This is a genomic window from Streptomyces sp. NPDC041784, assembly GCF_055591025.1.
Genome location: NZ_JBVJAB010000009.1, coordinates 279,832 through 294,789 on the forward strand (window position 1 = coordinate 279,832; position 14,958 = coordinate 294,789).

Genomic DNA, 14,958 nt, shown 5'->3' on the forward strand with positions numbered 1-14,958 from the left:
CATCGTGAAGGGCTCTGATGCGTGACATGAACGAGGACGCGACGGCGGACGCCGGACAGCGGGCCATCGCCGAGTCGATCGAGCGGGGCGGGGGAGAGGGCCCCGGCCTGAGTGTGACGGACCTGCTGGCCATGGTCGGCCAGGGGCGACCGGAGGCGGCGCAGGTGCCTGCGCCTGCGCCGACGCCGGTCGGCCTCGCTCCCGTCGCCCCCGTCCCGGACGTGGCGGGTCTGGCCGCCGCCATCGCGGAGGCGGCCGGACGGTATCTGCCCGAGGGACACCTCGCCCCGGACACCGACTTCTTCGATGCCGGCGGCAGCTCCGTGCACGCCGTGGAGCTGGCGGCGGAGCTGGAGCGCGACCTGGGCGTGGAGCTGGACCTCGACGACGTCTTCGCCGACGCCCGCCCGGTCGGGCTGGCCCGACGCTGGCTGGAGACGGTCGGCACGTCGGCGGGCCTCGCGCTCACCGGGGCCACGGCAGCCCCGGCAGTGCTCCCGCCGCCCGACACCGACCGGGGCACCGCCTTCGGTACCGCCCTCGGCACTGGCACCGACCCGAGCACCCCCTCGTCCTCCTTCTCCTCCGCCACCACCGCCCGTCGGGAGGACCTCGACCAGATCCTCGCCGACCTCGCGCTCGCCGACCGGCTGCCCTTCGTCCGCCGGCCCGAGCCCGTGCCGCCCCGCCGGATCCTGCTCACCGGAGCGACCGGCTTCCTCGGCGGCCATATGCTTCTCGACCTGCTCCGGCACAGTGACGCCCACGTCCACTGCCTGGTCCGCGCGGACGACGAGGACGCGGCGACCGCCCGGCTCGGGGAGAGCCTGCGCAGCCACCGGCTGCCGTGGAACGCGGAGATCCGCCGCCGGGTGACCGTGCTCCCCGGCGACATCCGCAGGCCCCGCCTCGGCCTGTCCGACGAGCTGTGGCACACCCTCGCCGAGGAACTGGACAGCGTGGTCGGCGTCGCGGCGGCGGTCGACTTCCTGCGCGGCTACCAGTCGCTGCGCGGCAGCAACGTCCTCGGCGCCCTCACCCTCGCCGAACTGGCCGCCACCGGCCGCCCCAAGCCGCTGCACCACATCTCCTCGATCGCCGTCTTCAACGAGGTCGGCATCACCTCCCTGGGCGAGGACGACCCGCTGGCCCACGCCGACCGGCTCGTCGCGGGCTACGACCAGTCCAAGTGGGCCGCCGAGGTGGCCCTGCGCCGCGCCCGCGACCACGGGCTGATCGTCTCCGCCCTGCGCCCCGGCGGCATCGGCGGCCACACGAAGACCGGCGCCCACAACGCCCAGGACCTCAGCAGTGGCCTGATCTCGGCCTTCGGCCGCTTCCGGACCGTACCGGCGTTCCGCCACCTCAACGTGGCCCCCGTCGACTGGGTGAGCCGGGTCGCCGCCGCCGTCGTCTGCGAACCCGACGCCTGGGGCTTCGACTACAACCTCACCGGCGTCCCCCAGACGCTCGACGACGTCGTGCGGGACATGGCGTTCGGCGGGATGCACGTCCGTGTCCAGGACTGGGACGAGTGGCGGGCCGACACGCTGGCCCGGCTGGACGCCGACCCGGTCCCCGAACTCTCCTTCCTCACCCGGGTGTTGAACAGCCCCACCGCCCTGAAGCTGTGCGAGGCCACCCTGACCGGCCCCGCCGCCGAGGGCGAGCGCACCGCCGCCCTCGTCGAGGCCCTCGGCCTGCCGCCCGCCGCCCGCTACGACGCCCGGGCCCAGCTCAGGACGTTCGAGCAGCTCGCCGCCGACGGCCTGGCCCGGCTGCCGCACCAGGACGACCAGCCCTACCTGTGGTTCGAGGAGAGCACGCGGGGCAGCGTGCGCCCGCTCGACGGCCGCACCGAGAGCACGCCGTGCTCGATGGCCCTCACCCTCTCCCTCGCGAGCATGTACCAGCTCGTACGGGAACGCCGGCTGGACGTCACCGGCCGGGTCGACTGCCCGGCCGTCCACCCCGAACCCCTCACCGTCGTCGGCGGCGACGTCTGGGTCCGCCCGGACGAGGGCATCCCGCAGCACCACGGTCTGAAGCACCAACTCCTGCGCTACCGACTCCGGTTGCGGGACGCCGACGGTGAACTCTGGTGGCTGGAGGGCCACAAGTACGCCCGCGCCCGCCGCGACCTGTGGCGTCAGACCCGTACGCTCACCGTCGAAATCGGCCGCGAGGGCGAACCGGCCACGCTGGCCGGGGAGGTCGTCGTCCCCGCCGACTCCTACGTCCGCGACCAGATCGACGGCATCAGGGTCGCCCCGCACCTCACCGGCCAGGAGAAGCGCGCGGCGAAGCTGACCTGGCTCGCCTGGTTCGGCGTCGAGATGGGCCGCGGACTGCTCGGCCCCTTCGCCCGGGCCGGCGCGGACCTGCTCGACCTGCGCCGTACCCCGAACCCCACGGAGCACCACCGATGATCTTCAGGACCACCCGCGCGACCGCCCGTCCGGCACTCCGTAGGGTCAGGACCGCCCCGGCCCTGCGTCCGCTGCGCCACCGGCTCGACCCGGCCCGGGTCGAGGAGATCCCCTTCCACGCGCCCGACGGCGTCCGGCTCGGCCTCACCCGCGTGGACCCCGGGGAGAGCGGCCGCCCCGCCGTGCTCCTCCTGCACGGCCACACCGCGTCCGCCGACATGTTCCTGCTGCCCGAGACCCGCAACCTCGTCGACTCCCTCCTCGACGACGGCTACGAGCCCTGGCTCCTCGACTGGCGCGGCAGCAGCCGGCTGCCCTACAACGAGACCGGGCAGCGGTACACGTACGACGACGTGGCGCTCCACGACATCCCGGCCGCCGTCGCGCGCGTCCGCGAACGCGTCGGCGACCGGCCGCTGTTCGTCGTCGCCCACTGCGTCGGCTCCCTCGCGCTCTCCCTGTCCCTCACGGCCGGCCTCGTACCCGGACTGGCGGGTGTGGTCTCCCAAGGCGTCTTCCTCACACCGAAGTGGGCCGGCCGCACCTCCCTGCGCATGTCCCTGGCGGGGGAGTTGCTCAGGAGCCGCCTCGACCACATCCCCGTCGACTTCCGCAAGGTCGGCCTGCGCTCCCGGTACACCCCGCTGTTCGCGCTGGCCTCCCGCAACGCGAGCTGCCCGGACCCGACCTGCCAGATCCTGCACAACTCCGCCTGGGGCACGGGTGCTTCGCTCTTCGTGCACGAGAACCTCGCCGAGGCCACCCATGACCGGCTCGCCGAGCTGCTCGGCCCCGCCCCGCTGTGGATCCTGCCCCATCTGCGCCGGATCGAGCTGGCCCGCACGGTGGTCCGCTGGAACGACACCGACCACCGCTACCGGGCCCTGCCGCCCAACGCCCTGGACGCGGCCGGCCGCATCGACACCCCGGTCCTGCTGCTCTCCGGCAGCGAGAACGGACTGTGGGGGGACTCCCAGCGGCTCTGCCGCGACGTACTCGCCCGCAGGCAGCCCCAGCTCGACGTGCGCTACACCGAGATCCCGGGCTACGGCCACCTCGACACCTTCCTCGGCCGGGGCGCCGCCCTCGACGTCTTCGGACACATCCTGGAATTCCTCGGCGAACGACGGTGACGGCGACCCCGTGAGCCGGTTACCGTACGCGTCAGTAACCCGGACATACCGCAGGAGGCACCCATGCCGCAGCTCGAAGTCGACGGCGCAGCACTGACGTACGACGACGAGGGCCCGCGTGACGGCGGCGGGGTGCCCCTGGTGTTCGTGCACGGCTGGACGGCGAACCGGCACCGCTGGGACCACCAGCTGGCCCACTTCGCCCAGTCGCGCCGGGTGGTCCGGTTCGACCTGCGCGGGCACGGCGAGAGCGGCGGCGCGGGCGTCCGGACCGTCGCGGAGCTGGCGAAGGATCTGATCGCGCTGCTCGACCACCTCAAGATCGACCGGTGCGTCCTGGTCGGCCACTCGATGGGCGGGATGATCGCGCAGACCGTCGCCCTCGCGCACCCCGAGCGCGTGGAGCGCATGGTCCTGGTGAACTCCATCGCCAAGATGGCCTTCAGCCGGGGCCGCGACCTGCTGATGGCCGTCTCCACGCTCGTGCCCTTCAAGCTGTTCGTCGCCACCAACATCCAGCGCGCCTTCGCCCCCGGATACCCGCGCGAGGAGATCCGCGGGTACGTCAAGGCCTCCGCGGACACGCCGCGCGAGGTCGTCATGACGCTGTACGGCGCCATGCGGGCCTTCGACGTCCTCGACCGCGTGGGCGAGATCCAGGTGCCCACCCTGATGATCCACGGCTATCACGACATCCAGCTTCCGGTGGGGCAGATGCTGCGGATGGCCAAGGCGTACCCGGACGCCACCGTCCGCATCATCGACGCCGGGCACGAGCTGCCCGTGGAGAAGCCGGCCGAACTGACCGCCGCGATCGACGCGTTCGTGACCGCCCGCTGACGGACCTCAGTCGTCGTCCTCGGCCCCGCAGGAGCTGCCGTTGGGCGGCAGCGACCCGTAGAGCAGGAAGTCGTCGACCTTCCGGTGCACGCATTTCGACGAGCCGTACCCGGTGTGGCCCTCGCCCTTGTTGTCCAGCACCACGGCCGAGTCCCCGAGCCGCTCGGCCGTCTCCTCGGTCCAGCGGTACGGGGTCGCCGGGTCGCCGCGGGTGCCGACGAGCAGCATCTCCGGCGTGTCGACGTCCTTCACCTCGTCGCGGATGAAGTCGGTGCCCTTGGGGCGGCCGTAGCAGAGCAGCACCTCGGCGAGGCGGTAGCGGCCGAAGACCGGTGACGCCTCGTCGTAGGCGGCCCGCAGCCGCTGGAGGTCGGCGGTGATCCGCGCGGCGGTGGGCCGGTCGGGGTCGTCGGCGCAGTTGATCGCCATCAGGGCGGCCGGCAGGTTGTCGAAGGGGACGTCCTCGGGGTCGACCAGCGGGGAGGGCTTGCCGCCGCCCGGTTCCCGCACCGGGAACGCCAGGCCGCCCGTCGCGAACGCGACGACCCCGCTGGTGTCCCCGTCCTCCATGAGCCGGGCCAGCGCCCGCTCCAGCGACGGCCACAGCTCCTTGCTGTACAGCCCCTGCCCGAGGGCGCCCACCAGGTCCTGGCCGGTGAACTCGTCCCCGAAGTCCGTCGGCACCGGGTTCTCGTCCAGCGACCACACCAGCCGTACGACCTTCTCGCGGGCCGAACGGGCGTCCTGGCCGAAGGGGCAGGCGATGTCCTCCACGCACCAGTCGACGAAGTCCTCCAGCGCGGTCTGCTGCCCCTGGGCGCCCGCGATGCCCTGCTCGGTGAGCGGTTCGGTCAGCGTGTCCACGCCGTCCAGGGCGATCCGGCCGACCTTGTCCGGGAACTGGGCGGCGTACACCGCGCCGAGCCGGGTGCCGTAGGAGAACCCCAGGAAGTTGAGCTTCTTGTCGCCGAGGGCCGCACGCAGGACGTCCAGGTCCCGCGCGGCGTTGACCGTGCCGATGTGCGGCAGGACCGGACCCGAGTTGCGGACGCAGGCCGCGGCCGCCTTCCTCAGCTGGGCGAGGACCGTCCGGGGATCGCTGAGGGCCGCGTCGTCGTCCAGCGAGGCGAGCCCGTCCTGCCCCCCGTCGCCACAGCTCACGGGCGAGGAGCGGCCGACGCCCCGGGGGTCGAAGGAGACCACGTCGTAGCCGTCGGTCAGCTCCATGAACGGCTTGCCGCCGTAGGCCAGTTCGGGCACCCCGGGACCGCCCGGACCGCCGAAGTTCAGCACCACCGAGCCCCGCTTGTCGCCGGTCGCCCGGTAGCGGGCGAGCGCCAGGTCGAGCGAGTCCCCCTTGGGGTGCGCGTAGTCGAGCGGGACGGTCACCCTGCCGCACTGGAGGTCGTCGGGCACCCCGTCGATGTCGCACTTCGACCAGGTCACCTTCTGGTCGTAGAACCGGGACAGATCGGGACCGTCGTCCCCCTCCGCCCGTGCCGTCCACAGGCCCGCTCCCACCAGGGTCAGCGCGGCGGTCGCGGCGAGCGCGCACCGGCGCAGCCCGGGCCGGGCGGACAGCGTGGCCAGCATGAGTGCCTCCAGGGACGCCTTTCAGCGGACCGGGAACGGCGCCTCGGGCCCCACGATAGGCGGCACCCGCGGGGCCCGCCTCCGGAGTCGGGGTCGTGCGTCACCTCCTCCGCCCTCCACGGTTTTCGATGGCACATTGGGTGGTTTTGTGATCAGTTCGACTGGGGTGACACCCGATGGGGTGAAAGGTTGTTTGGCCATTACTTGGTTGGTTCGCCCGCGTTTTAACGGGTGCGGGTGAGTGCCCGCGACCAAGTCTGGAAGGCAGGGACCCATGAGACGGGTTACCCGAAACGGTGTGCTCGCCGTCGCAGCCGCCTCGGGCGCGATGGCGGCAGTGACCATGCCGGCATTCGCCGACACCACCGCGGCCGGTACGACGGCCGGATCGCCCGGAGTCGTCTCCGGCAACGGAATCCAGCTGCCGGTGCACCTCCCGGTGAACCTGTGCGGCAACACCGTGAACGTGGTGGGCGCGCTGAACCCCACCGTAGGCAACGCCTGCGCGAACAAGGGCGGGGGCACCGCCACCGCGCCCTCCGGGTCGTCCTCCACGTCGTCCTCCGGGGCGAAGGCGGAGGGCGACGCGGTCGGCTCGCCCGGAGTCGTCTCCGGCAACGGCGTCAAGCTGCCGGTGCAACTCCCGGTGAACGCCAGCGGCAACAGCGTGAACGTCGTCGGCGTCCTGAACCCGGTGTTCGGCAACGAGTCCGTGAACGGGCCCGCCGAGGAGTCCACCCCGCGCACCCCGCCCGCCGAGCCGAAGCCGCAGCCGCAGCCGCCGGTGCGCCACACCCAGCCCGCCGAGCCCCAGCCCGCCGAGCCCCAGCCCGCCGAGCCCCAGCCGGCCGGGCCCAAGCCCGCCCCGCCCGCCCACCAGCCCCAGGCTCCGGAGCCCCGGGCCGTCTCCTCGCTCGCGAACACGGGCAGCGAGGCCCTGCCCGCCGTCCTGGGCAGTACGGCCATGCTGCTCGCCGGCGCGCTCCTGTACCGCCGGTACCGCCCCGGCGCGCAGAGCTGACCCACCGTCGCGGAGTTCCGCGGGCCCCCGCCGGTCGCACCGGACAGGGGGCCCGCGGCCGTGATCAGACGCCGTGAAACCTCCGGTGCAACGCGCGCACCTCCGTCACCAGCTCGGGAACCGGCCCCTCCACGACCACACCCGGGGCGACCTCCCGGATCGGCAGGGTCCGCACGGGCGGCGCGGGAACCCCCAGCTCGCCCAGCCAGGTGCCGAGCTGCTCGGACGACGCGACGTACACGATCCGCCCCAGGCCCACCCAGGCATGTGCGGCCGCGCACATCGGGCAGTGCTCGCCCGAGGTGTAGACCGTGGCCGCCGCCCGCTCCTCGGGCGACATCCGCGCCGCCGACCAGCGGGCCAGCTCGAACTCGGGGTGCCGGGTGCGGTCGCCGGAGGCCACCCGGTTGTGGTCCTCGGCCAGCACCGTGCCGTCCCCGCCGACCAGCACCGACCCGAACGGCTCGTCCCCGGCCCGCAGCGCCTCGGCGGCCAGCTCGACACAACGACGCAGATACGGCAGCTCGGTGGCCTCGACCATGAGGTACGGCTCCCTCGGCTTGCCGCTCCTGCTCTCGCCTCAGCCTAGGCGGCCCGGCCCACGGCGCCCCGGACGGTCAGGCCGCCGGACGGTCAGCGCGCCGGACGGTCAGCGCGCCGGACGGCCGGAAAGGCGTGCCGCCGCCCCAGCGCCACCGCCGTCAGGGCCACCGCGACCAGCGGGAGGGCCGTCCAGGGGAGGGCCGCCGGGCCCAGGCGCTCCAGCACCACCCCGCCGGTCAGGGAACCGCCCGCGATGCCCGCGTTGTAGACCGTCGTCTGGAGCGAGGTCGCCACATCCGCGGCGGCCGGCCCCGAGGCGTCCACCAGCGCCGTCTGGATGAGCGTGGGCACCCCGCCGAACGCCGCGCCCCACAACGCGACCGACACCGGCAGCACGGCGGGGCCACCGGCGTACCCGCCCAGTGCGAGCATGACCGCCGCGCACAGGGCGAGCGCGCCCAGCAGGGTGGCCCGCGGACGCCGGTCGACCAGCAGGCCCGTGCCCCAGATCCCGGCCACCGTGGACGCCCCGAACACCAGCAGCAGCACGTCCGTACGCCCGAAACCCGCGTGCGCCGCGAACGGGGCGACGTACGTGTACATCACCTGGTGGCCCAGCAGCAGGAACAACGTGACCGACAGGATCACGGGGAGCCCCGGCAGCAGGGCCACCCGCCCGAGCGGCACGCGCGCGGCCCGCGCCTCGCCGGGAAAGCCGGGCACCCGTCGGAGCACCCAGACCGTCAGCAGCACCGCCACCCCGGCCAGCAGCCCGAACGCCGCACGCCAGCCGACCAGCCCGGCCAGCGCGGTCCCGGCGGGGACGCCCAGCGACAGCGCCAGGGTGATGCCGGCGAGCACGACCGCGATCGCCCGCCCGCGCCGCTCGGCCGGCACCATCCGGGCCGCGTACCCGGCGAGCATCGCCCACAGCGTGCCGCCCATCACCCCGGCGACCAGCCGCGCCGCGAACGTGACGCCGTACGACGACGACAGCGCGACCACCGTGTTGCTCAGCGCGAAGCCCAGCAGCGTGCCGACGAGGACCGGGCGGCGCGGCAGGCCGCGCAGCAGCGCGGTCACCGGGATCGCCGCGACGAACGACGCCGCCGCGTACCCCGTGACCAGGAAGCCCACCCGGGCCTCGGACACACCGAGCGCGGGTGCCATGCGCGGCAGCAGTCCGGCGGGCAGCAGCTCGGTCACGACGGCGGTGAAGGCGGCCGTGGACAGGGCGAGCAGCCCCGACCAGGGCAGGGCGGCGGGCACGGCGGTGCCCTTGACCAGGGAGGCGGTGGACATGGGACCATCGTCGAACGTTGACATCAGTGTGAAGGCAAGCGTGATTCCGGAGGCCGGCGTGAAGATCGGCGAGCTGTCCCGCCGCACCGGCGTCCCCACCCGCCTGTTGCGCTACTACGAGGAACAGGACCTGCTCCACCCCGAGCGCGGCGAGAACGGCTACCGCGCGTACGGCGAGGCGGCGGTCCGGGACGTCCAGCAGATCCGGGGCCTGCTCGACTCGGGGCTGACGACGGAGATGATCCGCGCGATCCTGCCGTATCTGTCGGGCCCGGACGAGATCCTGCTGCCCGCCGAGCACCTGACCCCCGGGACCGCCGCCCTCCTTCAGGACCACATCGACCGCATCCAGGCCCGGATCGACTGCCTGGCCCGCAACCGCGACCGGCTGACCGCGTATCTGGCGGCGGTGCGGCCGGACGTGCCGGACGCGGGGCGACGGGCGTAATTCCGTTGTGGGGGCCGCGCCGGGATGCTGGAGTGGGCTCCATGGATCATGCCGCCGTACTCGCCCTGTACGACCGGGACATGCGCGAAGGCGCTCGCCCGGAGAGCCCTGACGCCCGGGTCGAACGGACCGGAGGCCTGGTCCGGCACATCGGCGGTGAGGGCGGCTGGAACGGCGTCCTGTGGTCCGGGTTGGACTCCGCGGACGCCGACGCCGCGATCGCCGCGCAGGTCGCGTATTTCTCCGGCCTCGGCCGGGAGTTCGAGTGGAAGCTGCACGGGCACGACCGGCCGGCCGACCTCGGGCGACGGCTGACGGCGGCCGGCTTCACGGCCGAGCCGGAGGAGACCCTGATGATCGGCGAGACGGCCGACCAGCTCGTCGACGTCGAGCCGCCCGAGGGGATCCGGATCGTCCCGGTCACCGACCGTGCGGGCGTCGACCTCATGGCCGAGGTCCACGCGAAGGCGTTCGGTCTCGACGGCGGCCGGCTGCGGGACCTCGTGCTCGCCCGGCTCGCCAGGGACCCGGACGGCATCGTCGCCCTGGTCGCCCTCGCCGGGGACGTACCGGTCAGCTCCGCGCGGATGGAGCTGATCCCCGGGACATGGTTCGCCGGCCTGTGGGGCGGCGGCACCGTCGAGGAATGGCGCGGCCGTGGCGTCTACCGCGCCCTCGTCGCCCACCGCGCCCGTGTCGCCGCGGAGCGCGGCTACCGCTACCTCCAGGTCGACGCCTCCGACCAGAGCCGGCCCATCCTGGAGCGGCTCGGCTTCGCCGCGCTGAGCACGACGACGCCTTACGTGTACGTGCCGTAGCGGCCCGTACATGTACGTGTAGGTGTAGGTCTACGTGTACGTGTACGTGTACGTGTACATGTACATGTGCGTGTACGCACACGTGCCGTAGCGCGCCCCTTCCCGCCCGGGCCGGTCCTCAGGCCAGCCCGAATGCGTCCGCCAGTGCGTCGATCTGGGCCGTGAGCAGGGTGTCCCCGGTGTGTCCCATGCCCTCGAACTGGCCGGACACCTCCAGGCCGACGGCGCCGTGCACGTGCGTCCAGCCGAGCACGCCACCGGCGAGGGCGGTGCCCTCCGCGCCCGCCGGGACCTGCGTGCGGGCCCACTGGGCCACCGCCGGATCCTTCGCGGCCCACTCCGTCATCTGCGCCACCACCGGGCGTACCGAGGCCGACGGCTCGGCCGCCGCGAAGGCCGGCAGGAACGGCCCGAGCACTGCCCGGGCGCTGTCCAGCGTGTCCGGCGGCGCGGTGTATCCCGGCACCGGCGTGCCCTGGATCAGCAGATACCGGTGCGGCTGGGCCACCGCCCAGCTCCGGCAGGCCCCCGTCAGCGCCTGAAGCCGCGCGCGTGGCGCCGCCGACTCCGGGAGCGCGTCGGTGGCCCGGGTGACGGCCGCCGTCAGATCGGCGTACGCGTCCCGGATCAGGTCCGTCAGCAGGGCGTCCCGGCTGTCGAAGTACCGGTACAGGGCGGGGCCCGACAGGCCGACCTCCTTGGCGATGCGGGTCAGGGCCACCGCCGCCGTACCGCCCTCGGCGAGCTGTCTCAGCGCGATGTCCTTGATCTCCGCGCGCGTCTGCTCGCGGTACCGCGCCCTCGGGCTCTGCGTACTGCCGGCCATGAACGGCTCCCCTCTCTCGATGTCTGTGTGTGACACCTCGACGTCTGTGACACACCCTAACGAACGGCCGAAGGAGCCGCTGTTGCTATGCACTCTCGAAAGAGTTACTGTCTCTAACAGAAGCGATTGGCCATCAGAAATCTGAGGGCCGTGAATCCAGTGAGAGGACATCGTCATGTCTGCCGTCACCCGTGAGAACCAGGCCCTGCACGCCGTACTGGGCGCCGGCCCGGCCGGGACCGCGCTCGCCCGTGAGCTCGTCCGCCGGGGACACCCCGTCCGGCTGGTCGACCGCAAGGGTGAGGGGCCCGTGATCGACGGGGTGGAGCGGTACGCCGCCGATGTCAGCACCCCCGAGGGCGCGCGGGCCGCCGTGGCCGGGGCGGAGGTCGTGTACCACTGCGTCAACGTCGGCTACCACCTCCAGGTCGAGGTGATGCCGCGGATCCAGGACGCCGTGCTCGGGGCCGTCGAGGCGTCAGGCGCCCGGCTGGTCGTCCTCGACACGCTCTACCCGTACGGCGAGACCGGGGGAGCGGTGATGACGGAGGACACCCCGTGGAAGGCGACGAGCCGCAAGGGCCGGATGCGGGCCGAGCTGGACGAGAAGTACCTCGCCGCGCACCGCGAGGGCCGGGCCCGGGTGGTCCTCGGCCGTTCCGCCGACTTCGTCGGACCCGGTGTCCTCAACTCCTCCCTCGGCGGCGCGGCGTTCCCGGGCGCCCTGACCGGCGGCGAGGTGCTGGCCCTCGGCGACATCGACCTGCCGCACAGCTACACGAGCATCCAGGACGTGGCCGCCGGGCTGGCCACCCTCGGCGAGCGCCCCGAGGGTGACGGCCGGGTCTGGCACCTGCCCACCGCCCCGGCCGTCACCACCCGCGCGATCCACGCGATGATCGAGCGCCGGGCGGGCCGGTCACTGAACGTGGTGGTCCTCGAGGAGCCCCGCCCCTTCGGGCCGTTCGACGAGCAGTTCATGGCCGAGTACGCGGAGATGTTCTACCAGCACACCGAGCCCCAGATCGTGGACTCCACAGCGTTCGAGCGGGCCTTCGGGGTGGCGCCGACTCCCCTGGAGGAGACGCTGGACGCCACCGTGGCCTGGTATGGGGAACTGCTCGCGGGGCGGTGATCCGCCCGGAGCGCACAGAGTCCCGGACGGCCGGTGGTGGCGGGCCGTCCGGGACCCTGTGCGAGGTACCGCCGTGAGGGGGTCTCCTCAGCGCCCCGCCCTCCTCCGGTCCAGGGCCATCACCCCGGCGGCCGCCAGGCCGATCTGGATGAGCCACTCGATCCAGTCGACGCCCTTGGTGTCGGCCACGCCGAACCCCGCGGCGATCGCGGAACCGATCAGCGCGGCCACGATGCCGACGGCGATCGTCCACAGAACGCCGATCCGCTGACGGCCCGGGACGACGAGCCGTCCCAGGACGCCGATCACGATGCCGATGACGATGGCACTGATGATGCCGTCGATCTCCATCTCCGCCCCTCCTCTGTGAGACCCCGATACGGTGCGTGTTCCCGGCCGGGGGTGGGGCAGTCCCGTTCCGGTCACATCCGGTCGCGTAGGGGTGCGTAGGGGTCGCGTAGGGGTCGCATCCGGTCGCCCGTATCCGACCGGGCCCGCGCATATTGCCCGCGCTTGATGTTCATTCCGCAGTTGTGTCATGTACCGTTCAAACGATCCACGCGTGTAGGCATCGGCCGCGTCGCCTTCTGGGGCGACAGCTCACCCATCGACGACGGCACCGGCCAGTCCGGCAACACGCTCTACGACGGCTGGAACGACACCGGCGCCACCAACGCCGCCCTCGCCCTCAACGCCACCGAGTGGCTCTCCGGCGCGAGCGGCGGCGACGACGGCGGTGACGACGGGGGCGACGGGGGCGACGGCGGCGACGGCGGCGGCACCTGCACCTCCGCCCAGCTCCTCGGCAACAACGGCTTCGAGTCCGGCGCCACCACCTGGAGCGCCACCAGCGGCGTCATCACCAACTCCAGCAGCCAGTCGCCCCGTACGGGTTCGTACTACGCCTGGCTCGCCGGCTACGGCACCGCGACCACCGACACGCTCTCCCAGTCGGTGACCATCCCGTCCGCCTGCACCACCGCCACCCTCAGCTTCCACCTCCACATCGACACGGCGGAGACGACCACCAGCACGGCCTACGACACGCTGAAGGTCCAGGTCCTCAACAGCTCGGGCACGGTCCTGGGCACCCTGGCGACCTACTCCAACCTCAACGCCGCGAGCGGGTACACCCAGCGCAGCTTCAGTCTGGCGAGCTATGCCGGCCAGACCATCACCCTGAAGTTCACCGGCACCGAGGGCTCCACCCTCCAGACCTCCTTCGTCATCGACGACACGGCACTCGCCGTCGGCTGACGCCTCACGCGCGAGCGGTCGGGTCGCCCCCCACGGGGCGGCCCGGCCCGCGTGTTCACTCCCCGTCCGGTTCCCCGGCGCCCAGGAACCAGGTGCGCAGGAGGATCTCCCGGCCCTTGTGCAGCCGGGGGGCCGGAGCCTCGGCCGCGAGCCGGAACCCGCAGGAGCGGGCGACGGCCTCGCTCGCCGTGTTCCCGCTCTCGATGCGCAGCACCACGCGCCGCGGCCGCAGTTCACACGCCGTGTACTCCGCCAGCAGACGCACCGCCCGGCCGGCCAGCCCCTGCCCGCGGTGTGCCGGGCCCACACCGTAGGCGAGTTCGGCGTCCCGTCCGTCGGCCTCGCTGCGGAACAGCAGCACCTCGCCCCGGGGGCGGACGCCGCCCGTGGTGATCGCGAGCTGTACGGTCCGCCTTTCGGCCAGGCCCCGCTCGGCCCGTGCGAGGTACGCGCGGGCGGCCTGCCGGTCGAAGGGCGACACCACCGGGGTCCAGCGGGCGATCTCCGGATCGTCGTACACCGCGACCAGATCGTCGACGTCGTCGGCCGTCCAGCTGCGCAGCGTGACCCCGTCCCCTTCGAGCCGCAACGCCGAGGGGAGGGTGAAACTCCCATACCTGTCCGTGAGTTGATCATGCCACCGTGACGCTCCTTGACATGCAGGTAATTGCCTGCCTAACGTTGAGTGTGCGATCAGGAGACGACCCGGGGGCGGGCCCGGGCATGGGCACGGGTATGGACACGGTCTTCAAGGCGCTGGCCGACGACACACGCAGACGGCTTCTGGACCGGCTGCACGAACGCAACGGGCAGACGCTGGGCGAGCTGTGCGCGCACATCGACATGACACGTCAGTCGGTGACGCAGCATCTGGCCGTCCTGGAGGCCGCCAACCTGGTCGCGACGGTGCGGCGGGGGCGGGAGAAGCTGCACTACCTCAACCCGGTCCCGCTCCACGAGATCCAGGAGCGGTGGATCGACAAGTTCGAGCGCCCGCGCCTACGCGTGCTCTCCGACGTCAAGCGACGAGCCGAGGAAGCCATGACCGACAAGCCCACATTCGTCTACGTCACCTATATCGCCAGCACGCCCGAGAAGGTCTGGGACGCCCTCACCGACGCCGACCTCACCGCCGTCTACTGGGGACACAGCAACGTGTCCGACTGGCGGGCCGGCTCGCGCTGGGAGCATGTGCGCATCGACGGCTCCGGCATCGCCGACGTCGTCGGCACCGTCGTGGAGAGCGAGCGCCCGACCCGGCTGGTGAGCACGTGGACCGAGCCCGAGAACGAGGGGCGCGCGGACATGTACTCCCGGGTCACCTTCGACATCCGGCCGCACGCCGACATCGTCCGGCTCACCGTGACCCACGAGGACCTGCGCACCGAGCGCGACCTCGCGGACGTGTCGCTGGGCTGGCCGGCCGTGCTGTCCAACCTCAAGTCGCTGCTGGAGACCGGGCGGCCGCTGCCGCAGGAGCCGTGGTCGGTGCCGGCGCAGTGAGACAGGGGGCGGGGGGGGGGGGGGGGGGGGGGGGGGGGGGGGGGGGGGGGGGGGGGGGGGCGGCGCTCCCCCACCCGCCCACCCGCCCGCCCGTCCGGCTCTCCTCCTCT

General features: G+C 73.0%; 14 protein-coding genes and 1 pseudogene. 9 read left to right on the top strand and 6 right to left on the bottom strand.

Annotation, left to right across the window (positions count from 1 at the left end; genetic code table 11):
• Positions 1 to 26: 26 nt before the first annotated feature.
• The 3 genes from ACZ6D7_RS21585 to ACZ6D7_RS21595 all read left to right on the top strand — a co-directional run bounded on the left by ACZ6D7_RS21585 (position 27) and on the right by ACZ6D7_RS21595 (position 4,402).
• Positions 27 to 2,429 carry a thioester reductase domain-containing protein gene (locus ACZ6D7_RS21585; protein WP_469492797.1) on the top strand — a complete coding sequence of 801 codons (2,403 nt, stop codon included), beginning with the start codon at positions 27 to 29 and terminating at the stop codon, positions 2,427 to 2,429.
• Positions 2,426 to 3,562, top strand: coding sequence for an alpha/beta hydrolase (locus tag ACZ6D7_RS21590; RefSeq protein ID WP_469492800.1), 1,137 nt, complete (start codon positions 2,426 to 2,428; stop codon positions 3,560 to 3,562). The genes ACZ6D7_RS21585 and ACZ6D7_RS21590 overlap by 4 nt, the downstream gene beginning before the upstream one ends.
• Before the next feature lie 63 nt (positions 3,563 to 3,625).
• The gene (locus tag ACZ6D7_RS21595; protein ID WP_469492804.1) at positions 3,626 to 4,402 is read left to right on the top strand and encodes an alpha/beta fold hydrolase; all 777 of its coding nucleotides are present in this window, start codon (positions 3,626 to 3,628) and stop codon (positions 4,400 to 4,402) included.
• A 6-nt stretch (positions 4,403 to 4,408) separates the two neighbouring features.
• On the opposite strand, the gene ACZ6D7_RS21600 is transcribed toward ACZ6D7_RS21595, so the two are convergent.
• Entirely contained in the window at positions 4,409 to 5,995 is a 1,587-nt protein-coding gene (locus ACZ6D7_RS21600) for an alpha/beta fold hydrolase (RefSeq protein WP_469492807.1), read from the bottom strand.
• Between the two features lie 298 nt (positions 5,996 to 6,293).
• Here ACZ6D7_RS21600 and ACZ6D7_RS21605 point away from each other — a divergent pair, with 298 nt between their 5' ends.
• Positions 6,294 to 7,016: a chaplin gene (locus ACZ6D7_RS21605; RefSeq protein WP_469492810.1), complete on the top strand. Its 723-nt coding sequence runs from the start codon at positions 6,294 to 6,296 to the stop codon at positions 7,014 to 7,016.
• 64 nt (positions 7,017 to 7,080) lie between these two features.
• Here the strand turns inward: ACZ6D7_RS21605 and ACZ6D7_RS21610 are convergent, their stop codons facing one another.
• Together ACZ6D7_RS21610 and ACZ6D7_RS21615 are read right to left on the bottom strand one after the other, a co-directional pair.
• Positions 7,081 to 7,557 carry a nucleoside deaminase gene (locus tag ACZ6D7_RS21610; RefSeq protein WP_469492811.1) on the bottom strand — a complete coding sequence of 159 codons (477 nt, stop codon included), beginning with the start codon at positions 7,555 to 7,557 and terminating at the stop codon, positions 7,081 to 7,083.
• Positions 7,558 to 7,649: 92 nt separating this feature from the next.
• Positions 7,650 to 8,861 (bottom strand): MFS transporter, encoded by a 1,212-nt coding sequence (locus tag ACZ6D7_RS21615; RefSeq protein WP_469492814.1) that lies wholly within the window; start codon positions 8,859 to 8,861, stop codon positions 7,650 to 7,652.
• Between the two features lie 58 nt (positions 8,862 to 8,919).
• On the opposite strand from ACZ6D7_RS21615, the gene ACZ6D7_RS21620 reads away from it, so the two are divergent.
• Both ACZ6D7_RS21620 and ACZ6D7_RS21625 read left to right on the top strand, forming a co-directional pair.
• Complete coding sequence (locus tag ACZ6D7_RS21620) at positions 8,920 to 9,309, top strand: MerR family transcriptional regulator (protein WP_469493055.1); 390 nt, start codon at positions 8,920 to 8,922, stop codon at positions 9,307 to 9,309.
• 41 nt (positions 9,310 to 9,350) lie between these two features.
• The gene (locus ACZ6D7_RS21625) at positions 9,351 to 10,127 is read left to right on the top strand and encodes a GNAT family N-acetyltransferase (protein ID WP_469492816.1); all 777 of its coding nucleotides are present in this window, start codon (positions 9,351 to 9,353) and stop codon (positions 10,125 to 10,127) included.
• A 118-nt stretch (positions 10,128 to 10,245) separates the two neighbouring features.
• Here ACZ6D7_RS21625 and ACZ6D7_RS21630 read toward each other — a convergent pair whose 3' ends face one another.
• The gene (locus ACZ6D7_RS21630) at positions 10,246 to 10,953 is read right to left on the bottom strand and encodes a TetR/AcrR family transcriptional regulator (RefSeq protein ID WP_469492819.1); all 708 of its coding nucleotides are present in this window, start codon (positions 10,951 to 10,953) and stop codon (positions 10,246 to 10,248) included.
• A 175-nt stretch (positions 10,954 to 11,128) separates the two neighbouring features.
• Between ACZ6D7_RS21630 and ACZ6D7_RS21635 the strand changes: the two genes are divergently transcribed.
• Positions 11,129 to 12,088, top strand: a complete 960-nt coding sequence (locus ACZ6D7_RS21635) for an SDR family oxidoreductase (protein WP_469492821.1) — start codon at positions 11,129 to 11,131, stop codon at positions 12,086 to 12,088.
• A gap of 87 nt (positions 12,089 to 12,175) precedes the next feature.
• Here ACZ6D7_RS21635 and ACZ6D7_RS21640 read toward each other — a convergent pair whose 3' ends face one another.
• Positions 12,176 to 12,439 carry a GlsB/YeaQ/YmgE family stress response membrane protein gene (locus tag ACZ6D7_RS21640; protein ID WP_469492824.1) on the bottom strand — a complete coding sequence of 88 codons (264 nt, stop codon included), beginning with the start codon at positions 12,437 to 12,439 and terminating at the stop codon, positions 12,176 to 12,178.
• A 216-nt stretch (positions 12,440 to 12,655) separates the two neighbouring features.
• Between ACZ6D7_RS21640 and ACZ6D7_RS21645 the strand changes: the two are divergent.
• Positions 12,656 to 13,345, top strand: a pseudogene (locus ACZ6D7_RS21645) (hydrolase); the annotation flags it as partial.
• A gap of 55 nt (positions 13,346 to 13,400) precedes the next feature.
• Here the strand turns inward: ACZ6D7_RS21645 and ACZ6D7_RS21650 are convergent.
• Entirely contained in the window at positions 13,401 to 13,934 is a 534-nt protein-coding gene (locus tag ACZ6D7_RS21650) for a GNAT family N-acetyltransferase (protein ID WP_469492826.1), read from the bottom strand.
• A gap of 146 nt (positions 13,935 to 14,080) precedes the next feature.
• On the opposite strand from ACZ6D7_RS21650, the gene ACZ6D7_RS21655 reads away from it, so the two are divergent.
• Entirely contained in the window at positions 14,081 to 14,848 is a 768-nt protein-coding gene (locus ACZ6D7_RS21655) for an ArsR/SmtB family transcription factor (RefSeq protein WP_469493058.1), read from the top strand.
• The last annotated feature ends 110 nt before the right edge of the window (positions 14,849 to 14,958 follow it).

Bases quoted from the DNA above. Each gene is read 5' to 3' on its own strand.
- ACZ6D7_RS21640 (WP_469492824.1), bottom strand. From the start codon at position 12,439: ATGGAGATCGACGGCATCATCAGTGCCATCGTCATCGGCATCGTGATC.
- ACZ6D7_RS21610 (WP_469492811.1), bottom strand. From the start codon at position 7,557: ATGGTCGAGGCCACCGAGCTGCCGTATCTGCGTCGTTGTGTCGAGCTG.
- ACZ6D7_RS21630 (WP_469492819.1), bottom strand. From the start codon at position 10,953: ATGGCCGGCAGTACGCAGAGCCCGAGGGCGCGGTACCGCGAGCAGACG.
- ACZ6D7_RS21585 (WP_469492797.1), top strand. From the start codon at position 27: ATGAACGAGGACGCGACGGCGGACGCCGGACAGCGGGCCATCGCCGAG.
- ACZ6D7_RS21655 (WP_469493058.1), top strand. From the start codon at position 14,081: ATGGACACGGTCTTCAAGGCGCTGGCCGACGACACACGCAGACGGCTT.
- ACZ6D7_RS21600 (WP_469492807.1), bottom strand. From the start codon at position 5,995: ATGCTGGCCACGCTGTCCGCCCGGCCCGGGCTGCGCCGGTGCGCGCTC.
- ACZ6D7_RS21615 (WP_469492814.1), bottom strand. From the start codon at position 8,861: ATGTCCACCGCCTCCCTGGTCAAGGGCACCGCCGTGCCCGCCGCCCTG.
- ACZ6D7_RS21625 (WP_469492816.1), top strand. From the start codon at position 9,351: ATGGATCATGCCGCCGTACTCGCCCTGTACGACCGGGACATGCGCGAA.
- ACZ6D7_RS21590 (WP_469492800.1), top strand. From the start codon at position 2,426: ATGATCTTCAGGACCACCCGCGCGACCGCCCGTCCGGCACTCCGTAGG.
- ACZ6D7_RS21635 (WP_469492821.1), top strand. From the start codon at position 11,129: ATGTCTGCCGTCACCCGTGAGAACCAGGCCCTGCACGCCGTACTGGGC.
- ACZ6D7_RS21595 (WP_469492804.1), top strand. From the start codon at position 3,626: ATGCCGCAGCTCGAAGTCGACGGCGCAGCACTGACGTACGACGACGAG.